Source organism: Roseobacter litoralis Och 149 (genome assembly GCF_000154785.2).
Taxonomy (GTDB): domain Bacteria; phylum Pseudomonadota; class Alphaproteobacteria; order Rhodobacterales; family Rhodobacteraceae; genus Roseobacter; species Roseobacter litoralis.
In genome coordinates, this window is the sequence record NC_015728.1 from 26,388 (window position 1) to 48,047 (window position 21,660).

Genomic DNA, 21,660 nt, shown 5'->3' on the forward strand with positions numbered 1-21,660 from the left:
CCGTCATGCAAAGATGTGGATAGGTGTTCCGTCTTTCACCATTGCATAGATGTCCTCGATCTGCCGATCTGTGACCGCGATGCAGCCAGCTGTCCAGTCGCGGACGTCCGTTGGGTCGATGCCCGGGCGTGGACCACCATGGATGAAGATGTCGCCGCCGGGGGAAAGGCCCTGCGCTTCGGCAAAGGCGATGTCGACCTCGTTCGGATAAGAGATACCAACTGAAAGATGATACGTACTTTCAGGGTTGCGCTTATCTACTATGTAGGTGCCCTCCGGGGTCCGGCCGTCTCCCTCGAATTGCTTGTGACCCTCAGGAGCGAAACCCAGCCCGACCGGATAGGTTTGCAATACGCGATCGGCTCCGTCGAGAACAAGCAAGCGCTGTCCCTTATAAAGCCGAACACGGGTCACCTCGGGTCCGCCATAGCTGCGGAACTTGCTGGCACAGCCGGACAAAAACGCTGCCAACCCGCCCAACAGGACGGCACGGCGGGGAAATCGGATGGTTTTCACTGCTCGATGCCTCTTTCGTGAGGTCTGATATGGACCTTACGTTACCTTGCAAATGCTGCGTGATCAATGGCCGTGGGCAAGCGCGGCCTTTGTCATCTGTGGACCAACCTGTTCACCGCCGGACGGCGGCGCCTTGGCCTCTTGGCTGTTAAGCAGGCGCAGGGCGTTGGCCACCACCAGCAATGACACTCCTACGTCGGCTGCAATAGCGCCCCACATCGATGCCACTCCGAACGCAGTAGCGACGACGAAAACACCCTTGGTCGCCAAGGAAATACCGATGTTCTGATGGATAATCGACATTGTCCGGCGCGAATGACCGATCAGCCAAGGCACCTTGCCGAGGTCGTCGGTCATCAGGGCAATATCCGCCGTCTCGATTGCCGCGTCCGAACCAACAGCACCCATCGCGATGGCGTAATGCGCACGTGCCATGGCGGGGGCGTCGTTCACCCCGTCGCCGATCATGGCCACCATGTCATGCGTTTCGACCAGTTCTTCGATGGCAGTCACCTTGTCTTCGGGCAGAAGCTCGGCGCGGACCTCGTCGATGCCGACCTCGGCGGCAACGGCGCGCGCTGTCCGCTCGTTGTCGCCCGTCAGCATGACGATGGTCTTCACGCCTTGCGCGTGGAGCCGTGCCACGATGCCCTTGGCGTCGGGGCGGATACGGTCGCGCAATTCCAGAATGCCCGTCACGCCGGTGTCGTCGCCCACGGCAACAAGGGTGCTGCCGGCGCCTTCGATGCGGTCGCGCAAATCCTTCGGAATGGCGTCGCCGAAACCCTTATCCTCGGCAAACCGGTCGGACCCTAGCCAGATCGACCGGCCGTCTGTGCGTCCTTCAAGTCCCCTACCGGGAACGGTTCGGGTATCTTGCGCGGCGGACACATTGATCCCGTCGGCTTCTGCCCGCGCGAGAATGGCGCGCGCCAAGGGATGCGAGGAACGTGCCTCCAGTCCAGCGGCGAGGGTCATCAGATCTTGCGCCGATGCTTTGCCCAGCGGATGCACCGCCGCCACCTCGGGCTCGCCCATGGTGATCGTGCCGGTCTTGTCCATGGCCAGTGCAGTCGTCTTGCCCGGTGCCTCAACATATGCGCCGCCCTTGATCAGCACCCCGGCCCGCGCTGAGGCGGTGAGTGCAGCGACGATGGAGACCGGTGTCGAGATGACCAGAGCGCATGGGCAAGCGATCACCAGCAGCACGAGTGCATTGTAGAACCAATAATCCCAGGCCCCCCCGAAAATGAGCGGCGGCAGCAGGGCAATTGCGATGGCGAGAGCCATGACGATAGGCGTGTAGATGCGGGCGAACTTCGCCACCCACTGCTCCACCGGCGCGCGGCGGGCATGGGCGTCACCGACCATGCGGATGATCTTGGCCAACACGGTATCCGAGGCGGCCTTCGTGGCGCGCACCGTCAGTGTGCCTTCGCCGTTGATCGTACCGGCGTAGACTTCGTCGCCCCGTTCCTTCGGGACCAGCGCACTCTCTCCGGTGATTGGCGCCTGATCGACGGCCCCTGCCCCATCGACAACCTCACCATCCAATGGGATGCGGTCGCCGCCCCGCACGATGAAACGTGCGTTGATAGCAACCGCGGAAGCCGGAACGTCCGCTTCCGTGCCGTCATCATTAAGAACTCTTGCCGTCGGCGGCGCGAGGTCGAGCAGAGCTGAAATCGCATTCCTCGCACGCCCGACGCTCCAGCTTTCGAGGAAAAGCGAGAGCGAGAAGAAGAACGCGACCGTTGCCGCCTCGAAAAATTCGCCAAGGCCAATTGCACCCGCGACTGCGACGACCATCAGCAGGTTCATGTCGGGCGACAGCCGCCGTGCGGACGACCATGCCTTGGGTGCCACGAGCCAGACACCGAACAGGATCGCAACCGCGAATAGCCCTGCCTCGACCAGTGGCATCGGCGCTTCGCCGTGCCCCGCGAAGAGGCCGAGTGCCCCCCCCATGCCGGTCTCGATGATGTGCCACAGAAATCCCGCGGCCCAGAAGCCGCCGCTCAGAATCGTGAACCATTTCTGTTTGGCGAGATACGACGCCTGATCGGCGCTGGCATTGTCCGCGTCCCACGCACGGGCCGTCATCCCCGTGCTGGCAACCAAGTCCAAGATCTGGCTGTCCGAAATCTGGTCAGCGCTTTCCAGCACGGTCATCCGACCGTTGATCACATCAAAAGCCAAGTGCTCTGCCCCGCCGAGTTTCGGGCCGACGACTTTGGAAAGGATAGAGACCTCTTCGACGCAGTCGAGGCCGCTCACCTGAAAGCTTCGGCCATGCTCGGGCGGCGTTGAAGGGATTACGCCCCCAGATCCCGTGCCGCCACCGCAGCAGGTTGCCTCACCAGACTCATGCGTTGGATGGTCGTATGCGTGAGAGACGTCGTGTTGCTCGGTCTCGGAATTTGCCGCCATTTGATCTCTCCAGAATCATATGTTGAAATGATTCTAATGTCTCCAGTGGCTTTAGGTTCAAGGCCTAACTCCAATGTCGTTGTAGATTTCCAAACGGCACAACTGAGGTCGTTGCAACATGGCGCAGAGAATGCGATTGATATCCGTAGAAACGCAAATTGTGTGAACTGGCAGGGGGTTGTCGTGCGAATTGGATCAGGAACACTATTGGCAGGCGCTATTTTATTGAGCGCGTGTTCAGCTACGACGCCTCCAAACGGGCCATCCGATATCGGGAACGTCCCGGAAGCCGTGGTTGAGTTGGCCGGGCCTGGTCAGAATCTGGCTACAGCCCGCCTTCGCCCAGAAGACGGTTGCTACTGGTACGAACACAGTGGCCCTGTCGAAACCACGCTGTTGCCGTTGCGCACGGCGCGCGGCAACCCGATTTGCGTGGCCAAAGAAGCCTGACCGTTGCTCGTGGAAGAGGTCATTCGGCAGCGTAAAGGTGTGCTGTCGAGCCAATCTGTACATTTGGGTAGAGATCGTTGATATGCGCCATCACCATACGGACGCAGCCTGAACTGGCCCGACCACCGATAGATCGCGCCTCAGGCGATCCGTGTATTCTTAGATAGGTGTCTCGATTGCCAACAAAGAGGTAAAGCGCACGGGATCCAAGCGGATTACTCGGCCCCGGTTCCTGCCCATCTGCCCATTGAGCGTATTCGGGGTTCCGCTCGATCATGGAGGCCGTTGGCGTCCAATGCGGCCATTCAACCTTGCGCTTTATTGTGTAGGTTCCCGGCTCGTAGAGATTACCCCTCGCAATGGCCACACCATAGCGCATCGCTGTGCCGCCATCCTCGATGTGGTAGAGATAGCGCGCAACTGCATCGACGTGAATGTCCCCCGGTTTCAGCCCATCGTTCGCAGTCACTCGCTGCGGTAGAAACCGAGACTGCAGCCCCCATGGGTTTGACGTCGCCGGATCGTACCCTACCGGAGTAACTTGCGCATCCCAGGCGGCCTTCTCGCTATTTGTCGGCCAGCTTTTTGCCAACACGGGGCTTGCCAACGGTGCCGAGAACAATGCAGCGCTCGTTGAAATGAAATGACGTCGTGTCAGCATTAATCGTACTCCGGCTTCTAATTCCAACAGTCTTGTGGCGTTTGTCATCGGGTTTTATCGTGGTGATACAACCTCAAGCAACTATAGGTTCAAGTGTCCATCTCAGTTTTCTGGTCAAGTTTTCTTGAGTAATGGGGCTGATGAAACAGCCGAATTTGGCCATTCACATGTCATATCCCACCGAATTCCCTGAATGCGAGTAACGCGTCACAACGGTTCCTGTTGCGCGATTTTGGGTTGCGTGAATGAATGCTTGTAAGCGGCGTAGGCCCAAACCACTGCAAGCATAAGACTAAGCACGGCGTTCCAACTCGCCATAGACAGGCTGAGGAACTCCCAGGCGACTTCGTCGCACATGACCAAGGCCGATGCTGTGGATGATGCAGAGGGCAGAAGGTCCGCAGCTGACAAGTTTGACATATCAAGACCAGAGCCTGTGCAAGATGTCGGACCTTCCCACCAACCTCGTTCGACGCCGGTATGAAACATCCCGATGCCTGCTGTCACGGACGCAGCGACAGCGCCTGCCATCAGTAGCAGTAAGATGGGCAAACCAACCATGAGGAGCGCGCCAATAGCGATGGCGATCGCGTGAGGGTATCGCTGCCAAATGCACATCGCGCATGGTGCGTAGCCCGCTGCCTGAAACAAGAAGGCAGCCAGCAAAAGAACGGCCGATCCGCCGGCAGCGATCAAACCAAGTTGTTTCGAAGACAGCGGCATTCACTTTCCTTTCGCCTACATGCAGCTCGGCGGTCGAATTCGGTGTACCTCTCCAAGCACGCGCCGCAGTTGCCGATTTCTCGGCAACTGCGCATTCGTGATCAGTTCGGCATTATGGCCCCGATTGCGTACATGCCATCCTCGCCCTTGACGAGCATCAGGGTCACCTCGTCACCATCGGTCACCTCTCCCATCATCTGCGCGTTTTCCAGAACCGTCATATCCATCGTCATTGCAGGCCAGCCGATCTCGGGAATCGGGTCATGGCTCACATTTGCAGTGCCGTCGCCGATCGAATTGATCACGGCCTTCGCGTGAACTGCGCCCTCCATTTGTTCGGCGGACATCGGCATGTCCGAATGATCCATATTGTGGTTCATTTGTGCGATAGCCCCTGTCGCGGACAGGGTCAGAAGTGCGAGACTTGCAGTCAGTATCTTCATGAGAAGCTCCATTCTTGAGGTTTGTGCGTTCGATTATTCGGCAGGCAGTGCTGCATCGACGGGCTGCTGAATTGGGGACGTGATTTCGCGGTTTACGCGTTTCAGCGCGAGCCGTTTCCAAATCACGAATGTGGAAGGAATGACAAAAAGCGTCAGCAGGGTCGCTGTCACCATACCGCCGATCATCGGTGCAGCGATGCGTTGCATGATCTCCGAGCCAGTGCCGGTGCCATACATGATCGGTATCAGCGCCGCGAAGATGGTGGCCACGGTCATGACTTTGGGTCTCACCCGAAGAACAGCTCCCTCAAAGACGGCCTCCTCGATATCGTCTTGTGTCAGCTTGCGGCCTTCGGATTGACCGAGTTTGCGTCGCTTTTCCCAGGCGAGATTGAGATAAAGCAGCATGACGATGGCTGTTTCGACGGCCACGCCGGCCAGGGCAATGAAGCCGACGAGGACGGCGATCGAAATGTCGAAGCTGAGATACCACAGAAACCAGACACCGCCTGCCAACGCGACAGGAAGCGCGGCGAGAATGATGCCAACTTCGATCACCCTATTGAACGCCATGAACAACATCAGCGTGATGATCATAAGCGTGGCGGGGGCGACGATCGCCAGCCGGTCCTGCATCCGCTCGATGTACTCATACTGCCCGGACCATGTCAGAGAATATCCGGGCGGCAGGCGCACCTGATCGGCCACGACCCTCTGCGCCTCGGCGACATATCCGCCGAGGTCTCGTCCTGCGATATCGATAAACACGAACCCCGTGCGCCGAGCGTTCTCTGATCGGATCATGCCCGGACCATCTACAATTCGGACATCGGCCAAGGCGGTCAGCGGCACATGAGCCCCCGATGGGGTGACAACGGGCAAGTTTTCGAGGCGTTCGGGGCTGTCGCGCCACGCCTGCGGATAGCGCAGGTTAATCGGAAAGCGCTCCAGCCCTTCAACGGATTCCGATACCTGCATCCCACCGATGGCGGTTTGCACCACATCCTGAACATCCCGCACGCTCATCATGTATCGCGCTGCGGCGTCGCGCTTGACGTCGATTTCTATGAAGCGCCCGCCTACCGGGCGCTCCGCATAGGCGGAGGCAGTTCCCTCGATATCCGACACGGCTCGTTCCACTTCGATCCCGATGTCTGTGATGACGTTCAGATCAGCACCCGAGATCTTGACACCAACCGGCGTTCGTATCCCGGTGGCAAGCATGTCGATCCGGTTCTTGATCGGCTGGATCCAGACATTGGTCACGCCTGGAATCTGCACAGTCCGATCAAGCTCATCGCGAATTTTTCCCATGGTCATGCCAGGGCGCCACTCAGCTTCTGGTTTGAGTTGGATCGTAGTTTCCACCATCGTGAGTGGTGCAGGATCGGTCGCTGTCTCTGCGCGCCCCACTTTGCCGTGCACAGTTTCAACCTCTGGGATTGTAGCGATCAGACGATTGGTCTGCTGCAGGACCTCGCGCGCCTTACCGATCGACACTCCCGGGTAGAAGCTTGGCATATAGAGGAAGTCGCCCTCATTCAGCTCGGGCATGAACTCGGACCCGAGCCGTTGGTACGGATACCACATTGAAGCCACGAGGGCGCCGGCAAGCAAGGTTGTCGCCCACGGCCAAGCGATGGCTGCATCCAGAAAGGGACGATACAGGAAGACCACCAATCGGTTCAGTGGGTTTTTGCGCTCGGGCAAAATCCGGCCCCGGACAAAGTATCCCATCAAGACCGGAACCAGTGTGATTGATAGGATCGCGGCGGCGGCCATCGCATAGGTCTTTGTATAGGCCAGCGGGGCAAAAAGCCTGCCCTCCTGATTTTCCAGCACAAAGACAGGCAGAAAGCTGACCGTGATGATTGCCAAGGAGTAAAAGAGGGCCGGACCGACCTCAGAGGCGCATTCCTGCACGATCCTCCACCTGTTTTCTGCGGTCAGCTTTTCCTTCTCCAGCCGCCTGTGCATCGCCTCGATCATCACGATCGACGCATCGACCATGGCCCCAATGGCAATCGCGATGCCACCAAGCGACATGATGTTCGCATTCACACCCTGCGCTTTCATCAGAATGAAGGCAGCGAAGATGCCGAGGGGCAACGACAGCAGGATCACCAGTGATGAGCGCAGATGCAGCAGAAAGGCCGCACAGACGAGGACGACGACAACGAATTCCTGAGTCAGCTTCTTCTTGAGATTGTCGATTGCGCGTTCGATCACGCCGGACCGGTCATAGGTCGTGATAATCTCGACACCTTCCGGCAGGTTCGGCCGCAACTCTTCGATGCGGGCCTCCACCGCTTTGATGGTCGCAAGGGCATTGCCACCCCATCGCATGATGACCACGCCGCCAACGGCATCGCCCTGCCCGTCAAACTCTCCGACTCCGCGGCGCAATTCCGGTCCTAGGCGAATGTCAGCAACGTCGCCGAGGGTCAGAGCGGCTCCACGCTCGTTGATCATTAGGGGGGCGCTGGATAGATCAGAAAGCTCATCGATGTATCCGGACGAGCGGATCATGAATTCTGCTTCGCCCATCTCGATCACGCTTCCGCCGGTCTCTCGATTGGCCGCCTGTATCGCGTTCCTGAGTTGTGTCAGTGTGATATCGTAGGCCCGCAATTTGTTCGGATCGACGACGACCTGATACTGTTTGACCATGCCGCCAATCGTTGCGACTTCAGACACACCGTCGACAGCCTGCAGTTCGTATTTCAGAAACCAGTCCTGCAGCGTTCTCAGTTGCGCGAGATCGTGTGTGCCGGTTCTGTCGATCAACGCATATTGGTAGATCCATCCGACCCCGGTGGCATCCGGGCCAAGCTGAGGGGACACTCCGTCCGGCAGGCTCCCGGTGATCTGCCCAAGATATTCGAGGACGCGGGATCTTGCCCAATACAGGTCCGTGCCATCTTCGAAAACGACATAGACAAAACTGTCACCAAAGAAGGAAAAGCCGCGTACATCCTGTGCGCCAGGTACCGCCAGCAACGATGTGGCGAGCGGATAAGTGATCTGGTTTTCGACCACTTGCGGCGCCTGCCCCGGATAAGGGGTGCGGACGATCACCTGCACATCGGACAGGTCCGGTATCGCATCGACCGGTGTCTCGCGGATGGCCCAGATGCCTGCGACACCCATCATGACGGCAAGGACCAGAATAACAAACCTATTGGCCAGCGAGGCGCGGATGATCGCCGGGATCACTGGGTAACCCTCCCGTCACGGACAACATCGATCAATGTCATCGAGAAATCCGGGTTGCGCCGCAGGATGAGCGTGACGTCCGTTCCCACTGTGAGTTGGGAAATCTCGAGTTCCTCAGCCAAGGGAAAATCCATTGTCATTCCGGGCATGCCGATATCGGTCATCGGCCCATGGGTGATGTTCGCCGTCCGTGATTGAGCATCGATGGAGTTGATTTGACCTGAAACCTGCATGGGCGGTGCCACAGGTTCGGCCGCCGCCAGCACCATATTCATGCCGTCCGGGCGCGCGAAAGTGAGCACCATCTCCACATCTGTCATCAAAGCGGCAGCGTCGAGTGACGGATCAATATCAAAGGCCATGGTCATGCCAGGCATGCCGATATCGGTCATCGGTCCATGGGTGATCGTGGCCTTTGAGGCGTTTGTATCGACACTATCGATCGTGCCTGAGACCACGATGGGCGGTGCCGCAGCTGCCTCAAGCTCGACATCAGACAAGATCATGTTTAAGCCATCCGGCCGTGCAAATGTGAGGGTCATTTGGACGCCGGTTTTCAGCGATGCCATGTCCAAGCCCGGATCGATAGGGAAATCCATGGTCATGCCTGGCATTCCGATCTCAGCCATGGGCCCGTGGGTGATCGTTGCGGTTTCGGAATTCAGATCCAGGTCGTCGATGGTGCCGGACACCATGATCGGCGCTGCGGCATTTGTTTCAGCCGCTTCCACCTCTTCGGGATCGGTGCCCTCGGCGCGGACCGCGACTACGGAGAAAAGGCCGCCATCACCTGCCGTGAGATCGAATTCGATCGGCGCATCGAGAGGCACGGCCTCAAGATCAACCCCCAACACCGGCAGGTCCATCGTCATTGCGGGCCAGCCAAGCTCTGGGATCGGGCCATGCTCCAGCGTTAGCTTGCCATCCGACGTCACCGCGCGTGCAATCCCAGTGCCGGTACCGGCAATTCCATCATCTGGCGCAAGTTCGGTGAGGCTCAGGAGTCCATCTGCGCCACGGGCCACGAGAAACGCGACTGCCTCCCCCTCCTTTAGCCGATCCAGGGGAACATCGGCTCTCACCGGGAAGTCGGATGTCATCGCTGGCCAGTCCAGGCTTTCCAGGGCGTCATGCTGCACGGTTGCCACCCGACTCTGTGGATCGAGAGCAACGAGAACACCGCTGCCCCGCGCCGGGTCGGCATCCGTTGGCGCCATGCGCGTGAAGCCTGCGCTCAAAGCGCTTTCGCTGTCGATCAGGAACTGTGCGGAGGCAACGACCTCTTCACCCGGACCCAGGCCCTGAAGAATTTCTGTCCGCCCGCCTTCTCCGAAACTGTCCCGGAGACCGGCAGTCACCAATCTCGGTCGGAAGGTCCCCTCCCCTGTTTTCAGGATGACGCGCTCAGCCGACCCTGTGCGTATTACGGCCTCAGATGGCACTGTCAGGACCGTCCGGCTTTCGTTGGGTGTGAGACTGACACTTCCGAACATTCCGGGGCGGAGCACGCCATCGGAATTGTCAAACCTCAGTCGAACAGGAAGCGTTCGTGTTTGGGGATCGAGTTCGGGATAGATGTAGTCGATGTCGCCTTCAAACACGCGCCCTGGCAAGTGTTCGAACCGAGCGATGGCCCGCATATCCTCAGACAGCCGGGCAATATCACGTTCAAAGACATCTACAATGAGCCAGACCTTCGACAAGTCAGCGACGGAGAAGGCAAGCGTTCCAGGTTGCAGATACATGCCATCGGCCGCATTCAGGGCGATGACCACGCCGTTCTGTGGTGCTTCGATCTCGATGTTGCGAACCATTTCGCCGCCCGCCTCGATCTCCGCAATCTGGCGGGCGGACATGCCATGGCTCATCAGCTTGCTGCGCGCCGCATCCAGAATGCGGGGGTCACCAGCCTCGACTGCGCGCACAAGGTCCCCGGTCGCCGTCGCGATGAGCGGCGAAAAAAGCTCAAAAAGTACCTGTTCTTGGCTGACCCGATCGCCGACTGCTCGTACTTCGAGCTTCTCGATCCATCCCTCAGCTCGCGTATGCACATGACTGGTCAGATGCTCGTCATACCCCACGAAACCCACAGTCTCGATCTGGGGTCGCACTTCACTCATGCGGGCGACCGCCGTGCGTACGCCGATTGCGTTGATTTCGGCCGCGTTCAGTGTGACCTCGGCAGGATCACCAGATGGCTCCTGTCCGGCATAGACGGGAATAAGATCCATCCCCATGGGCGACTTGCCGGGTCCTGGTTGACGGAAATTCGGATCCATGGGCGCAACCCAATAGAGAACCTCGGGGCCTTCAGATCCGCCTTGCACTGCTGGATTCAGGTACAACCGCTCAACGTAAACCCCACCACCAAGGCCGGCTGCCAAGGCAAGAACTGAAAGTGCCGCGTATCTTCCACGCATAAAAATCGTCTCCTGACGGCTGCATTGGATGCAGCGATCGATTGGTCAAACAGCCCGCATATGCGGGCACCGAAATGTCAGGAGTGTCGGGGCGGGCGATCGGGCACGAGGGGCTCACGGGATACATGAGCCCTGAAAAATCCGACCCGTGTTGGCGCTGTAAAAGCGGTTTCTTCAGACCGATGATCTAGATGTTGCTGGTAGTCCATGACACAGCAAAGACCGTTGTGACACCCGTCGCCGTGTCCTGCGTGAGCGTCCGCTTGCCGCTCGCCATTGTTTTCGGGGTGGTGCGCGTGGACGTGGTTGGGCACTTCTCCCGCAGAAGCGACAGCGGGGATTTGCGGACCGCACTCCGCGCTGCTCATCTCTCCTTCAAACGGCATTGCCTGCGTTCCGACGACGGTAATCGTCAGACACACAAAGGCAAGACATGCCGATCGCAGGAAAGAGAACGCATTCCAAACCATACGCGTGAAGTAGCGCTCTTCAGAAGTTGCAGCAATTGAAGCGGGGCTGAAAGATTGTATCATTTTGTAAAGTTGACCTTTTCCAAGTTGTGCCAGTACGACTCCAACGGTGGCATAATCAGATCAGGCGTCAGATGGATTCCAAGAAACGATCAACACTCTTGACGATCGGTGCGGTCATTGCAGGCTATGCGGCGCTTCGAACCGTGCCCTCTTTGCTGCCGGAAAAACTTGAACTTGAAGCACTCGATCGTCCGAAAGGCTTCCGGAGATTTATCGCTGGTGAGACATCCGGATCGTTTGACGCGTTCGTCGGCTTGGACAGTCCGGACAGTGTGGATGTGGCAGCACGGAAGGCGGCGGCTATCGAGCGAGTCTCAGCAGATATTTGCGGCGCTCTCTACGGAGACCTCGACATGAGCAATGCACGTATCCCTCTGGCATCATTTTCTGACTATTATTGTCCTTTTTGCAGAGTACAAACCAAGAGCTTCGCCGATATGACAAGCAAAATGCCAGATCAGGTTGCAATAGCATGGCACGAGCTTCCTCTGCTGGGCGACAGCTCTAATCTGGCAGCAAAGGCGGCCTTGGCCGCCAAGCGTCAAGGTGCCTACGTCGCATTCCAGGAACGTTTGATGACCTCGCCATTTCAAGCCACACCGGAATACCTTGCCCGTCTCTCTGAAGATCTGGGCGTTGATGGCGAACAATTGGTCGCTGACATGGAGAGCCCCGAAGTCGCGCGCGAGCTGGAAAATAGCGCGGCTCTCGCGCAGGTTTTTGCCTTTGTTGGCACGCCTGCCCTCGTCATCGGTCGTACAGTTGTCCAAGGTCAGGTCAGCGACAGAATGATACGAAAGATCATTGACCTTGAGCGTGAGGAGGGCTGGGACCTTGCCTGTGTGTCGGCCTGACAAACCTATGCTGTCTGCTGTTCTCTCCGCCTTACTCTTCTATCGAAATTGGAGACGGAATGGATAGACGGCACTTCATCCTACTAGCTTCTGCGTTGGTCATGGTCCCCTATTCTGTGACGGCCGCCACGCGCAAAGTCTGGTCAGCCGTCGAAGCCTCGGCCGCGTTGGCGCAGGGCGAGATTTCTCTGATTGATATTCGTTCACGCGTTGAGTGGAGGGACACAGCCGTGGCGAAAGACGCCTGGCCGATCAGTATGCATGAACCGAGGTTTGAGCAGAGGTTGTTCGCTGCACGCGATCTGTCTGGCGAAAAACCAATCGCCTTGATCTGTGCCACCGGAGGGCGGAGTGGCCGTCTCTTGAGCGCTCTAAATCGAGCGGGATACCCGGGCTTCATCGATGTCTCAGAAGGCATGTTGGGATCACTGAAAGGGCCAGGCTGGATCGCACACGGTTTGCCTGTGATGGATCTGGAGGCGGCCTTGGCCAATCTGCCGGACGTTCTCCGTTGATCGTGGGTCCGCGTCCATGAAGGGAGCGGTTTCTCAAATCTGGGCTGGGTTGCTGTCGATTGTTTTGGGTTGCGTAATCATCCTTGCCGCCGCTGGCGCCGATGCCGCGGAATCCGAGTCTGTTTCAAATCCTGCGGTCACGGCACGTCTGATCTCGGCCGAAAACGGGATTGCGCCGGATGCCGCCTCCGTTTCCCTTGGATTGGCCTTGGAGTACGGCGAGGGCTGGAAAGGATACTGGCGTACGCCCGGCGAGGTTGGCTTGGCACCCGAGATCAACTGGTCGGGTTCAACCAATCTGAAATCCGCCGAGCTCCTCTGGCCCGCGCCGGAACGGTTCGAGGCCTTCGGGATCGAGAACTTCGGCTATTCAGGTCAGGTTGTCTTGCCGATCCGCGCGAGACTTGAGGACGCCGGCCAGCCTCTGGAACTGCGTGCCCGCGTGTCCTTGCTGACATGTTCGACTGTCTGTGTGCCCCATGACTTCGAACTTTCACTCGCCCTGCCACAAGGCGTCGGGATCGATACAAACTCGGCTCGCCAGATTGCCACTTATGCCGATCGCGTTCCCGCGGTACCCGAGAACAGCGACATCAGAATATCGGTCACGGCCCTCGATGCGCGCGACTCGGCTCTCATCGTTGTGGCAACGAGCGACACACCGTTCGATGAGGTCGACGTGTTCCCGGAATTCGGACCCCTTGTGACCTTTGGCAAACCAGATATCCGATTGGATCGGGATAGAACGGAACTCTGGGCACAAATACCGATCAACGCCTGGACCGAAGAGCACGCAGAGCCTTCGGTGACGATCGCAGACACCGCACGTGCAATCACGGCGCCGATCACGCTTACCTCAGATCCCCCTGCCCCACCGTTTTCAAGCGCAAACCCTCGAACGAGTCTGCTGAAGGTCGTGGCGGTGGCCGCCATCGCCTTTCTCGGTGGTCTGATCCTCAATGTCATGCCCTGCGTGTTACCCGTTCTATCGATCAAGCTCACATCTGTTTTGAAGGCAACCGGTCAAACCCGGCAGATGACGCGCAACGGATTCCTGTTTTCAGCTTTGGGGGTACTGGCTTTTGTCTGGGCGCTTGCGGCTGTTTTGCTGTTTCTCCAATGGATCGGTGTATCCGTCGGCTGGGGCATGCAGTTCCAAAACCCGGTCTTCGTGACGCTGATGTTCATGGTCATCACTGTCTTTGCGGCCAATCTCTTTGGGGCATTCGAGATAACCCTGCCCGCGGCCCTTCAAGACCGCCTGGGTGCCAGCAATGCCAGAGCCGGGTACATCTCAGACTTTGGCACCGGATTGCTTGCGGCCATCCTCGCTACACCGTGTTCCGCCCCGTTCCTCGGCACCGCGATCACCTTTGCGCTCGCTGGTACATCACTGGACGTGATAGTGATATTCACGGCACTCGGTCTTGGACTGGCCCTCCCCTACCTCGTCATTGCCGCACGTCCCGAGTTGGTCACGCGACTGCCCCGGCCCGGGCGATGGATGCTTCTGGTCAGGATCCTTCTTGGCGGTCTGTTGCTGGCAACGGCCGCATGGCTCTTGTTCGTTCTTGTCGGCGTGGCGGGTGGGCGGGCAGCTGCCTTTATCACGTCACTCACAGCTGTGTTCATCGTCGCCGCATCAATCCCACAGGCAAACCAATGGGTACGGCGTGCGGTTCTCAGCGCCTGTGTTTTTCTGGCGATTTTCGGGGCAGGTCTCACCTCAACCCCTGACCGCACCACTCCGGGGGTTGATGCGACGTCCCATTGGCAGGATTTCGAACCCCTCGGCATCGCGCGCCGCGTCTCTGAAGGCGAGACGGTGTTCGTCGATGTGACCGCGGATTGGTGTCTGACCTGCAAAGCCAACAAGTCTCTCGTGCTTGACAGGGATCCAGTGCGTGCGCGGTTGCGCGGCGGTTCCGTGATCGCCATGCAGGCGGATTGGACCCGCCCGGATGACAACATAGCGCGGTTTCTCGAGCGATATGACCGCTACGGCATTCCGTTCAATATCGTCTTCGGGCCAGGGTCGCCTTCCGGCATCGCTCTCCCGGAGATTCTAACGCCACAGGCAGTGCTCGACGCGCTCGACACCGCTTCTGTGCGCAGTCTCGTGTCAGAGTGATATGCCAACTTGCGCGTGTTTGATCGAGTTGACTACTTCCACATATGATTTCCCCGTTGTCTGATACCTTTGCGTCGTATCCCATGCGAAAGTCCGAATAAACTCTAGCATCAGTTTTCGTGAGCACCCTGCGGTGCGAGCCAGCGCGATAGATACAGTCGTTCAAGTATAAAGACCGCGGTAATTCCGACGGCGGCATAAAGCACGATGGCCGGGTCACTTTGCAGTTTCATCGCAGTGAAGGCTGCCAGCACAAGCGCATCGAATGCGAGTGCCAAGAGCAACACAGAAGCCGCCGCTCCGATCTCCTTCCGGCGGAAGCGGAAGACGCCCCAATGCACGACCATATCCATGATGAGATAGAAAAACGCGCCCAATGAGGCGATCCGGCCCAGATCGAAGAACACAGCCAGTGTCGAGGCGATCACCACCGTATAGATAAGCATGTGGCGCTGGATCCTGCCTGACATGCCAAAGTGGCTGTGCGGGATCATTTTCATGTCCGTCAGCATTGCGAGCATTCGTGACACGGCGAACACACTGGCCAGAACGCCTGATGCAGTAGCCACGGCGGCCAGCAAGACGGTTAGATAGAACCCGACCTGCCCAAGCGCGGGGGCCGCCGCTTCTGCCAGAGAATAATCACGTGCGGCAATGATCTCGTCGAGTGTCAGGCTGGCGCCGACGCCGAACGCCACAAGCAGGTAGACAACCACGCAAATCGCGATGGAGATCATGATCGTGCGGCCCACGTTGCGATGGGGATCGGTGATCTCTCCGCCGCTGTTGGTAATGGTCGTGAAACCCTTGAACGCAAGGATGGCCAGTGCGACAGAGGCAATGAACCCCACGATCCCTGATGGCTCGGCCGTCTGCGATGCGGCGGCGAACTGAAATCCGCTCGACCACAGAGCGGCAATACCAAAAAGAGCGATGCCGCCGATCTTGATTGCCGCCATGATCAGCGAAAACAGCCCGACGGAGCGGTTGCCTGCAATATTGACAAGAAACGCGAAAACGATCACTGCAACCGCCAGAATGGGGACGAGCGGCCCGCCGGTGATGTCGAAGGGGCGCAGGACGTAGGTGGCAAATGTCCTTGCCACGAGGCTTTCTGCAATCACCATGCTCAGCGCCATCAGAAGCGCTGCTCCCGCCGCGACTGCGCCTGATCCATAGCATTTCTGGAGGATCATCGCGATCCCACCCGCCGAGGGCCAGGCGTTCGACATCTTGATATAGCTGTAGGCGCTGAAGCTGGTGACGATGGCACCGGCGATGAAGGCCAGCGGGAAAAGTGGTCCGGCCAGTTGGGCGATCTGCCCGGTCAGCGCAAAGATGCCCGCCCCGATCATAACGCCCGTGCCCATGGCTACGGCACCGCCGAGGCTTATTGATCCTTCGTCATAATCGCTGCTTCTCTGGTTATGCTGCATACTGGTTCTTGCCTGCTTTCAGATTTCTCGTTTCATTTGGCGCATCGCTGTTCTGGCCAGAACCTATTTCTGCAGTTCCATTATCGCACCCGATCGAACCCTACTGGCCTTCAGCTCTCGCTGGCAAAAGGCCCGAAAATGCAGTCAACGATGGGGACAACTAGCAATGCTAGGTACGGGCCTCATTTCCACATATTCTCAGACTTCGCGGCTGTCGTGTTTATTGCCCGCCCCCGCAAACCTTGGAATAAACGCTGGCACTGATTGCGCGTATTGCTCATAGACCTGTCCGAAACGGGCGCTGGTGTCGGCCTCCTCGCTGCGTGCCAATCGGACGTACATCCAGACCAGTACCGGGAACATCGCCAGTGTCAGAATGGTCGGCCATTGAACGAGAAATCCGAGCATGACCAGAATGAATCCCACGTATTGGGGATGTCTGATCCTCGCATAGGGCCCGGTGACGGCCAACCGGCCCTGCCGCTGTGCATTCCACAGTTGGTGCCATGCCACCGAGATCAGCCAGAACCCTCCTCCGATCAGGGCGAAGCTCAACAGGTGGAACGGTCCGAAATGCGGGCTCGACTTCCAGCCGAACATCATTTCGGGCAGATGTCCGCTATCGTGGGCTAGCCAGTCGATGTCCGGCCAAGTGGATTGCAACCAGCCGGACAACACAAAGATCGTCAACGGGAACCCGTACATTTCGGTGAACAGTGCCAAGATAAAGGCGCTGAATGCACCGAAGCTCCGCCAGTCTCGGGACGTTTGCGGCTTGAAGAAGCTGAAAGCAAAAATGATGAAGACAGCCGAGTTGATGAAGACCAGAAGCCAAAGGCCATATGATGCGCCTGCATCAGTCATCATTGATCATCTCCCTTGCCATATCCGCCGTGGCCTCCATGCCCGCCATGCATGAAGAAGTGCATGCCAACACAGAGCAGCAACGGCAGCCAGATCAGCAACCCGCTGCCCAGAATGTGCACCCGATGCTCGTAACCCAGCAGAAGTCCGCCAAGGACAAGCGCGAAGATAAGGTAGATGCCAGACCGTGACTTCCAGAACGAGGGCGGCGTCGGCGGATTGTCCTGCGGTTCTTGATTGTCGTGCGTCGAAGGGTTTTCCATATCACTCGTCCTTTTGTCAGATTTTCGCGCCGCGCAGCCGCAAAGCGTTCAGAACCACAGAGATGGACGAGGCGCTCATCGCGAAGGCGGCGAACATCGGGCTGATCAGGATGCCAAGGAAGGGAAACAGTACGCCCGCAGCAACCGGCACGCCCGAAGCATTGTAGATCAGTGCAAAGAACAGGTTCTGTCGGATGTTGCGCATCGTAGCGCGCGATAGACGCCGAGCGCGCACGATCCCGTCAAGGTTGCCTTTGATCAGCGTGAAGCCCGCGCTTTCGATAGCGACATCCGCACCGGTGCCCATGGCGATGCCGACATCCGCCTGCGCTAACGCGGGCGCATCGTTGACGCCGTCGCCCGCCATGGCGACCTTGCGACCGGCTTCCTGCAACTCGCGGATGATCCGTGCCTTGTCCTCAGGCAGAACATCGGCGCGGATCTCGTCGATTCTCAGCCGTGCGCCAATGGCCTTTGCGGTGAGTTCGTTGTCACCTGTGGCCATGATGATCCGAAAGCCCAGATCATGCAGCGCCTTTAGCGCAGCTGGCGTCGTTTCCTTCACCGGGTCGGCGACGCTGACCAGCCCGGCAATCGTGCCTTCCAGTACGACAAACATCACCGTTTCGCCTTCGTCACGCCGCGCGTTAGCCTTTGCGGTCAGCGCACCGGCCTCTAGACCCATATCCGAAATCAATGCGAGATTTCCCAGAGCCACCGCGTGGCCGTCGACCACACCCTTGACGCCCTTGCCGGTCACCGCCTCGAAATCGCTGGCGTTCGCCATATCCACGCCGCGGTCTTCAGCACCACGCACGATGGCTTCGGCCAGCGGATGTTCCGATCCGCGTTCCAGCGAAGCGGCCAGTCGCAGCACCTCGGCCTCGTCATGCCCCGGTTCGGGCAGGACTGCGATCAGCCGGGGCTTGCCTTCTGTGAGAGTGCCGGTCTTGTCTACGATTAGAGTGTCTACCTTCTCGAACCGCTCCAGCGCCTCGGCGTTCTTGATCAGAACGCCCGCCTGGGCACCGCGCCCTGTGGCCGTCATGATCGACATTGGCGTCGCCAGACCCAGCGCGCAGGGACAGGCGATGATGAGGACCGCCACTGCAGAGATGAGGGCATAAGAAAGGGCGGGCGCTGGTCCCCAGATCGCCCACGCGATGAACGACAAGATGGCGACCACAATCACTACAGGCACGAAGAACCCCGCGACTTTGTCGGCGTATTTCTGGATCGGCGCGCGCGACCGCTGGGCATTCGCCACCATTTCGACAATCTGCGCCAGCATCGTGTCGGCTCCTACTCTCGTCGCCTCCATCACCAGGCTGCCGGTGCCGTTGATCGTAGCCCCCGTCAGCACGTCACCTTCGGTTTTCTCGACCGGAACCGGCTCCCCCGAAATCATGCTTTCATCCACCGAAGAGCGTCCATCGACCACGGTGCCATCGACCGGTACCTTATCACCGGGACGAACACGTAGATGGTCACCGACTTCCACCTCTTCCAGCGGAATTTCCTCTTCGCTCCCGTCTTCGCGGATCACGCGCGCAGTCTTGGCTGCCATGTCCAGCAGCGCGCGGATCGCTTTGCCGGTGCCTTCACGGGCGCGCAATTCCATCACCTGCCCTAACAGGACAAGGGTAACGATCACCGCCGCAGCTTCAAAATAGACGCCAACATGGCCTTCGGGATCGCGGAAGCCATCGGGAAAGATGTCAGGTGCAAGAACGGCCACGATGCTGAAAAGCCAGGCCGCCATCACGCCCATGCTTATGAGCGAAAACATATTGAGGTTCATCGTCCGGAATGAATTCCAGCCGCGCACCATGAACGGCCAGCCGCTCCAGAGGACGACGGGTGTGCCCAGTACAAGTTCGATCCACAAGGTCGTGCGTTCGCCGAATATGTCGCGGACGCCCCCAAAACCTAGATAAGGGCCCATCGTCAGAACCAGTAGCGGCAGGGTCAGCACTGCGCCGACCCAAAACCGGCGCGTAAAATCCACCAGCTCGTGGTTCGGTCCGTCCTCGACCATCGTGGCGCTTTCGAGCTCCAGCCCCATGCCGCAGATTGGACAGGATCCCGGATCGGTCTTGCGGACTTCGGCATGCATTGGACAGGTGTAGACTGCGCCTTGGTAACCGGCGGGCACGGTGTCGTATCTGCCTCCCTTTTCACCAGTCGTGGTGGCGGAATGCCCATGGGCGTGGTGGCCGTGCCCGTCCGCGGCACCGTGTCCGGCGTGATCATGTTGTGGAGCCGCAACCTCGCCTTCAGGCACAAGATGCATGCCGCATTTCGGGCAATCTCCAGGTTCGGTCTTGCGCACTTCGTGATGCATCGGACAAGTATAGATCACACTCTCTTGCGTCGGGTCAGGATTGGGTCTTTGGTTCATGTGTCCGCCTCAAACGTATTCGGGTTTCTCAAGTCGTTGTGGGTGTCAGGACAGCGTGTCGAGCCTAGGTCGGCGGCCGACTACGCAGGGTCCGCACCGCATGGGTCGCTAGACACCGCGTTCGATTCCTTGCTCATCGGCAAAATCCCGATGTTTCGATACATATTGCTGTACTTCGTCCAGTAGCTGGAAGGTCAACACCTCTTATCACCATGAGGCAGATTTCGGCGACGACGGGTGATGTGTCGATATCATTCGACACGCGTGCCACTGATCGGTTGGGGAGTTGGCGTCATAACTTTACCCCCTTATTGGCCATGGCGTTGAAGAGCCCGCCGAAGATCAGCGCTGCATACCAGCCATAAAGAAAGCTTTCGGCCAGACCGATAATGAAGCTCATCGGGGTCAGCCAGACGAACCCAGGCAGCAGGCCAGCCCAGGTTTCATACATCGCGTAGTCGGGGAAAATCATGTCGAACGCGACGCAGACAACGAATGTCACTGCCAAAAACAGGCTTAGTGCCCAGCCCAGCGGAATAAGCGGCAAACCTGCACGCCCTGCCCCAGTATTTGCGCCCATGACACAGGCCCCGCAGGTCATGCGCAAGGCCAGAAAAAGGATCGCCGCTATCGCAGTGAAATAGATAATTGGCAGCATGGTTCGCTCCTTTTTTGTCGGTCAGATTGAGAACGAAGAGATCCCGCAAAATGCCGGGCAAGCTGGCTTACCCGGCATTATATCCTAGTTGTCGGAATTATCCGTCGACATAGCGCCCATCCTCTCGCGCATGCTCATCCGACCGGCCGGAGCAACCATCTCCGAGGGGCTCACTGTGCCATCTCCGTCGGCATCCAGATGCTGGAACCGGTCAACCATGGACTCGCGGATCATTGCGCTGTGCAGGGTTTCAAATTCGCTCAGGGACAGGCTGCCATCGCCATCCGCGTCAAACTCGCTCAACCGCGCTTGCATCGCCGCGGTAGCCTCCTCGACCGAGGGTACTCCCATCATTCCAGGGCCCATCATCATCTGCATCATGCCCCGATCCATCATAGCCATGCCCGGTCTGTCGCCATGATCCATCATCCGGGCGTGCATGCCCATCATCATGGGCATCATCTTTTGCATCATGTCGGTCTGATCACCAGTCATGGGACCAGACTCGCTATCGCTTGTTCCCGTGGCCACACCAGGCTGCTGAGCACCATGACCGTGACCGGCCTGGGCAAAAACCACACCCGTAGCAGCCAGCAACAGCGTGGCGGAGGTCGCGAGTATCTTAAGAGTTTGCATTATGTATTTCTTTCTTGTTTCAGTTGATCATGTTTAGCAGAAACGGCCTTGCGACCGTCTGAATCAGAGACGCCAGTGCGTCAGTTGCTGCTGCAACAGCAGCCCCCTTTGCCCGCCTTTTCCGGCTTGCTGTCTTCCGTTGGTCGCGATTCTGTCTCGGCAACGGCCTCGGTTTGAGTCACGCTTCCGCAGCATTCTTTCGACGACCCAGTGTTAATGTCTTGGGCCGGGGTATCGGAACGATTGTCCATCTGAACCTCCTCGGGTTTTTGCGTTCATTCAGTAGACGCTCACCGTCGAAAAACGTTACAGAAAAAGAAAAGTATCATGATTTTGGGGATGAGATCCGGCAGCCGCGTTGATAAAAAACGACCGGATATTAATGCCTTGGCAATCGTTTTCTGGAATAGCGACACACGGGTCCATAGACCCCCTTGAAAGTGGTCCTGCTTGTCCTCTCACTCGTTGGTCAGTTCGAATTGGACCCGACAAATCGTGTCCGTCGATATT

17 protein-coding genes are annotated in these 21,660 nt (G+C 58.4%); 4 read left to right on the plus strand and 13 right to left on the minus strand.

All coding sequences use genetic code 11. The features are described 5' to 3' along the window. Nucleotides 1–3 precede the first annotated feature (3 nt). Both RLO149_RS22250 and RLO149_RS22255 read right to left on the minus strand, forming a co-directional pair. Nucleotides 4–516, minus strand: a complete 513-nt coding sequence (locus RLO149_RS22250) for a L,D-transpeptidase family protein (protein WP_013959876.1) — start codon at nt 514–516, stop codon at nt 4–6. 63 nt (nt 517–579) lie between these two features. Further along, entirely contained in the window at nt 580–2,946 is a 2,367-nt protein-coding gene (locus tag RLO149_RS22255; protein ID WP_013959877.1) for a heavy metal translocating P-type ATPase, read from the minus strand. A gap of 219 nt (nt 2,947–3,165) precedes the next feature. On the opposite strand from RLO149_RS22255, the gene RLO149_RS24290 reads away from it, so the two are divergent. Continuing rightward, nucleotides 3,166–3,396: a hypothetical protein gene (locus tag RLO149_RS24290; RefSeq protein ID WP_245538201.1), complete on the plus strand. Its 231-nt coding sequence runs from the start codon at nt 3,166–3,168 to the stop codon at nt 3,394–3,396. Between the two features lie 19 nt (nt 3,397–3,415). On the opposite strand, the gene RLO149_RS22265 is transcribed toward RLO149_RS24290, so the two are convergent. From RLO149_RS22265 to RLO149_RS23360, 5 genes are all read right to left on the minus strand, one after another. Then, a complete protein-coding gene (locus RLO149_RS22265) occupies nt 3,416–4,057 on the minus strand; it encodes a L,D-transpeptidase (protein ID WP_013959879.1) in 642 nt (213 codons plus the stop codon). 207 nt (nt 4,058–4,264) lie between these two features. Then, complete coding sequence (locus tag RLO149_RS22270; protein WP_013959880.1) at nt 4,265–4,780, minus strand: disulfide bond formation protein B; 516 nt, start codon at nt 4,778–4,780, stop codon at nt 4,265–4,267. Nucleotides 4,781–4,881: 101 nt separating this feature from the next. After that, a complete protein-coding gene (locus tag RLO149_RS22275) occupies nt 4,882–5,223 on the minus strand; it encodes a copper-binding protein (protein WP_013959881.1) in 342 nt (113 codons plus the stop codon). A gap of 33 nt (nt 5,224–5,256) precedes the next feature. Further along, nucleotides 5,257–8,439: an efflux RND transporter permease subunit gene (locus RLO149_RS22280; protein WP_013959882.1), complete on the minus strand. Its 3,183-nt coding sequence runs from the start codon at nt 8,437–8,439 to the stop codon at nt 5,257–5,259. Further along, nucleotides 8,436–10,859, minus strand: coding sequence for an efflux RND transporter periplasmic adaptor subunit (locus tag RLO149_RS23360; RefSeq protein WP_013959883.1), 2,424 nt, complete (start codon nt 10,857–10,859; stop codon nt 8,436–8,438). The genes RLO149_RS22280 and RLO149_RS23360 overlap by 4 nt, the downstream gene beginning before the upstream one ends. 631 nt (nt 10,860–11,490) lie before the next feature. On the opposite strand from RLO149_RS23360, the gene RLO149_RS22290 reads away from it, so the two are divergent. The 3 genes from RLO149_RS22290 to RLO149_RS22300 are packed head-to-tail and all read left to right on the plus strand — an operon-like array spanning nt 11,491 to nt 14,892. Continuing rightward, nucleotides 11,491–12,246 carry a DsbA family protein gene (locus RLO149_RS22290; protein ID WP_158308180.1) on the plus strand — a complete coding sequence of 252 codons (756 nt, stop codon included), beginning with the start codon at nt 11,491–11,493 and terminating at the stop codon, nt 12,244–12,246. 59 nt (nt 12,247–12,305) lie between these two features. Next, nucleotides 12,306–12,761, plus strand: a complete 456-nt coding sequence (locus RLO149_RS22295) for a rhodanese-like domain-containing protein (RefSeq protein WP_013959886.1) — start codon at nt 12,306–12,308, stop codon at nt 12,759–12,761. A 16-nt stretch (nt 12,762–12,777) separates the two neighbouring features. Beyond that, on the plus strand, nt 12,778–14,892 hold the full coding sequence (locus tag RLO149_RS22300) for a protein-disulfide reductase DsbD family protein (RefSeq protein WP_013959887.1): 2,115 nt from the start codon (nt 12,778–12,780) through the stop codon (nt 14,890–14,892). Between the two features lie 110 nt (nt 14,893–15,002). Here RLO149_RS22300 and RLO149_RS22305 read toward each other — a convergent pair whose 3' ends face one another. From RLO149_RS22305 to RLO149_RS22335, 6 genes are all read right to left on the minus strand, one after another. Then, nucleotides 15,003–16,328 (minus strand): APC family permease, encoded by a 1,326-nt coding sequence (locus RLO149_RS22305; protein ID WP_013959888.1) that lies wholly within the window; start codon nt 16,326–16,328, stop codon nt 15,003–15,005. Nucleotides 16,329–16,526: 198 nt separating this feature from the next. Continuing rightward, complete coding sequence (locus RLO149_RS22310; protein ID WP_044025823.1) at nt 16,527–17,192, minus strand: methyltransferase family protein; 666 nt, start codon at nt 17,190–17,192, stop codon at nt 16,527–16,529. After that, on the minus strand, nt 17,192–17,455 hold the full coding sequence (locus RLO149_RS22315) for a DUF2933 domain-containing protein (RefSeq protein ID WP_013959890.1): 264 nt from the start codon (nt 17,453–17,455) through the stop codon (nt 17,192–17,194). Before RLO149_RS22315 ends, RLO149_RS22310 begins: the two co-directional genes overlap by 1 nt. 16 nt (nt 17,456–17,471) lie before the next feature. Further along, nucleotides 17,472–19,856 carry a copper-transporting P-type ATPase gene (locus tag RLO149_RS22320; RefSeq protein ID WP_013959891.1) on the minus strand — a complete coding sequence of 795 codons (2,385 nt, stop codon included), beginning with the start codon at nt 19,854–19,856 and terminating at the stop codon, nt 17,472–17,474. Between the two features lie 292 nt (nt 19,857–20,148). Beyond that, nucleotides 20,149–20,514, minus strand: a complete 366-nt coding sequence (locus RLO149_RS22330; protein ID WP_013959892.1) for a DUF5676 family membrane protein — start codon at nt 20,512–20,514, stop codon at nt 20,149–20,151. 84 nt (nt 20,515–20,598) lie between these two features. Next, nucleotides 20,599–21,150 carry an EF-hand domain-containing protein gene (locus tag RLO149_RS22335; protein WP_245538197.1) on the minus strand — a complete coding sequence of 184 codons (552 nt, stop codon included), beginning with the start codon at nt 21,148–21,150 and terminating at the stop codon, nt 20,599–20,601. Nucleotides 21,151–21,660 lie beyond the last annotated feature (510 nt).

Bases quoted from the DNA above. Each gene is read 5' to 3' on its own strand.
- RLO149_RS22315 (WP_013959890.1), bottom strand. From the start codon at position 17,455: ATGGAAAACCCTTCGACGCACGACAATCAAGAACCGCAGGACAATCCG.
- RLO149_RS22335 (WP_245538197.1), bottom strand. From the start codon at position 21,150: ATGCAAACTCTTAAGATACTCGCGACCTCCGCCACGCTGTTGCTGGCT.
- RLO149_RS22305 (WP_013959888.1), bottom strand. From the start codon at position 16,328: ATGCAGCATAACCAGAGAAGCAGCGATTATGACGAAGGATCAATAAGC.
- RLO149_RS22265 (WP_013959879.1), bottom strand. From the start codon at position 4,057: ATGCTGACACGACGTCATTTCATTTCAACGAGCGCTGCATTGTTCTCG.
- RLO149_RS22300 (WP_013959887.1), top strand. From the start codon at position 12,778: ATGAAGGGAGCGGTTTCTCAAATCTGGGCTGGGTTGCTGTCGATTGTT.
- RLO149_RS22270 (WP_013959880.1), bottom strand. From the start codon at position 4,780: ATGCCGCTGTCTTCGAAACAACTTGGTTTGATCGCTGCCGGCGGATCG.
- RLO149_RS22295 (WP_013959886.1), top strand. From the start codon at position 12,306: ATGGATAGACGGCACTTCATCCTACTAGCTTCTGCGTTGGTCATGGTC.
- RLO149_RS22255 (WP_013959877.1), bottom strand. From the start codon at position 2,946: ATGGCGGCAAATTCCGAGACCGAGCAACACGACGTCTCTCACGCATAC.
- RLO149_RS22330 (WP_013959892.1), bottom strand. From the start codon at position 20,514: ATGCTGCCAATTATCTATTTCACTGCGATAGCGGCGATCCTTTTTCTG.
- RLO149_RS22310 (WP_044025823.1), bottom strand. From the start codon at position 17,192: ATGACTGATGCAGGCGCATCATATGGCCTTTGGCTTCTGGTCTTCATC.
- RLO149_RS22320 (WP_013959891.1), bottom strand. From the start codon at position 19,856: ATGAACCAAAGACCCAATCCTGACCCGACGCAAGAGAGTGTGATCTAT.
- RLO149_RS23360 (WP_013959883.1), bottom strand. From the start codon at position 10,859: ATGCGTGGAAGATACGCGGCACTTTCAGTTCTTGCCTTGGCAGCCGGC.
- RLO149_RS22275 (WP_013959881.1), bottom strand. From the start codon at position 5,223: ATGAAGATACTGACTGCAAGTCTCGCACTTCTGACCCTGTCCGCGACA.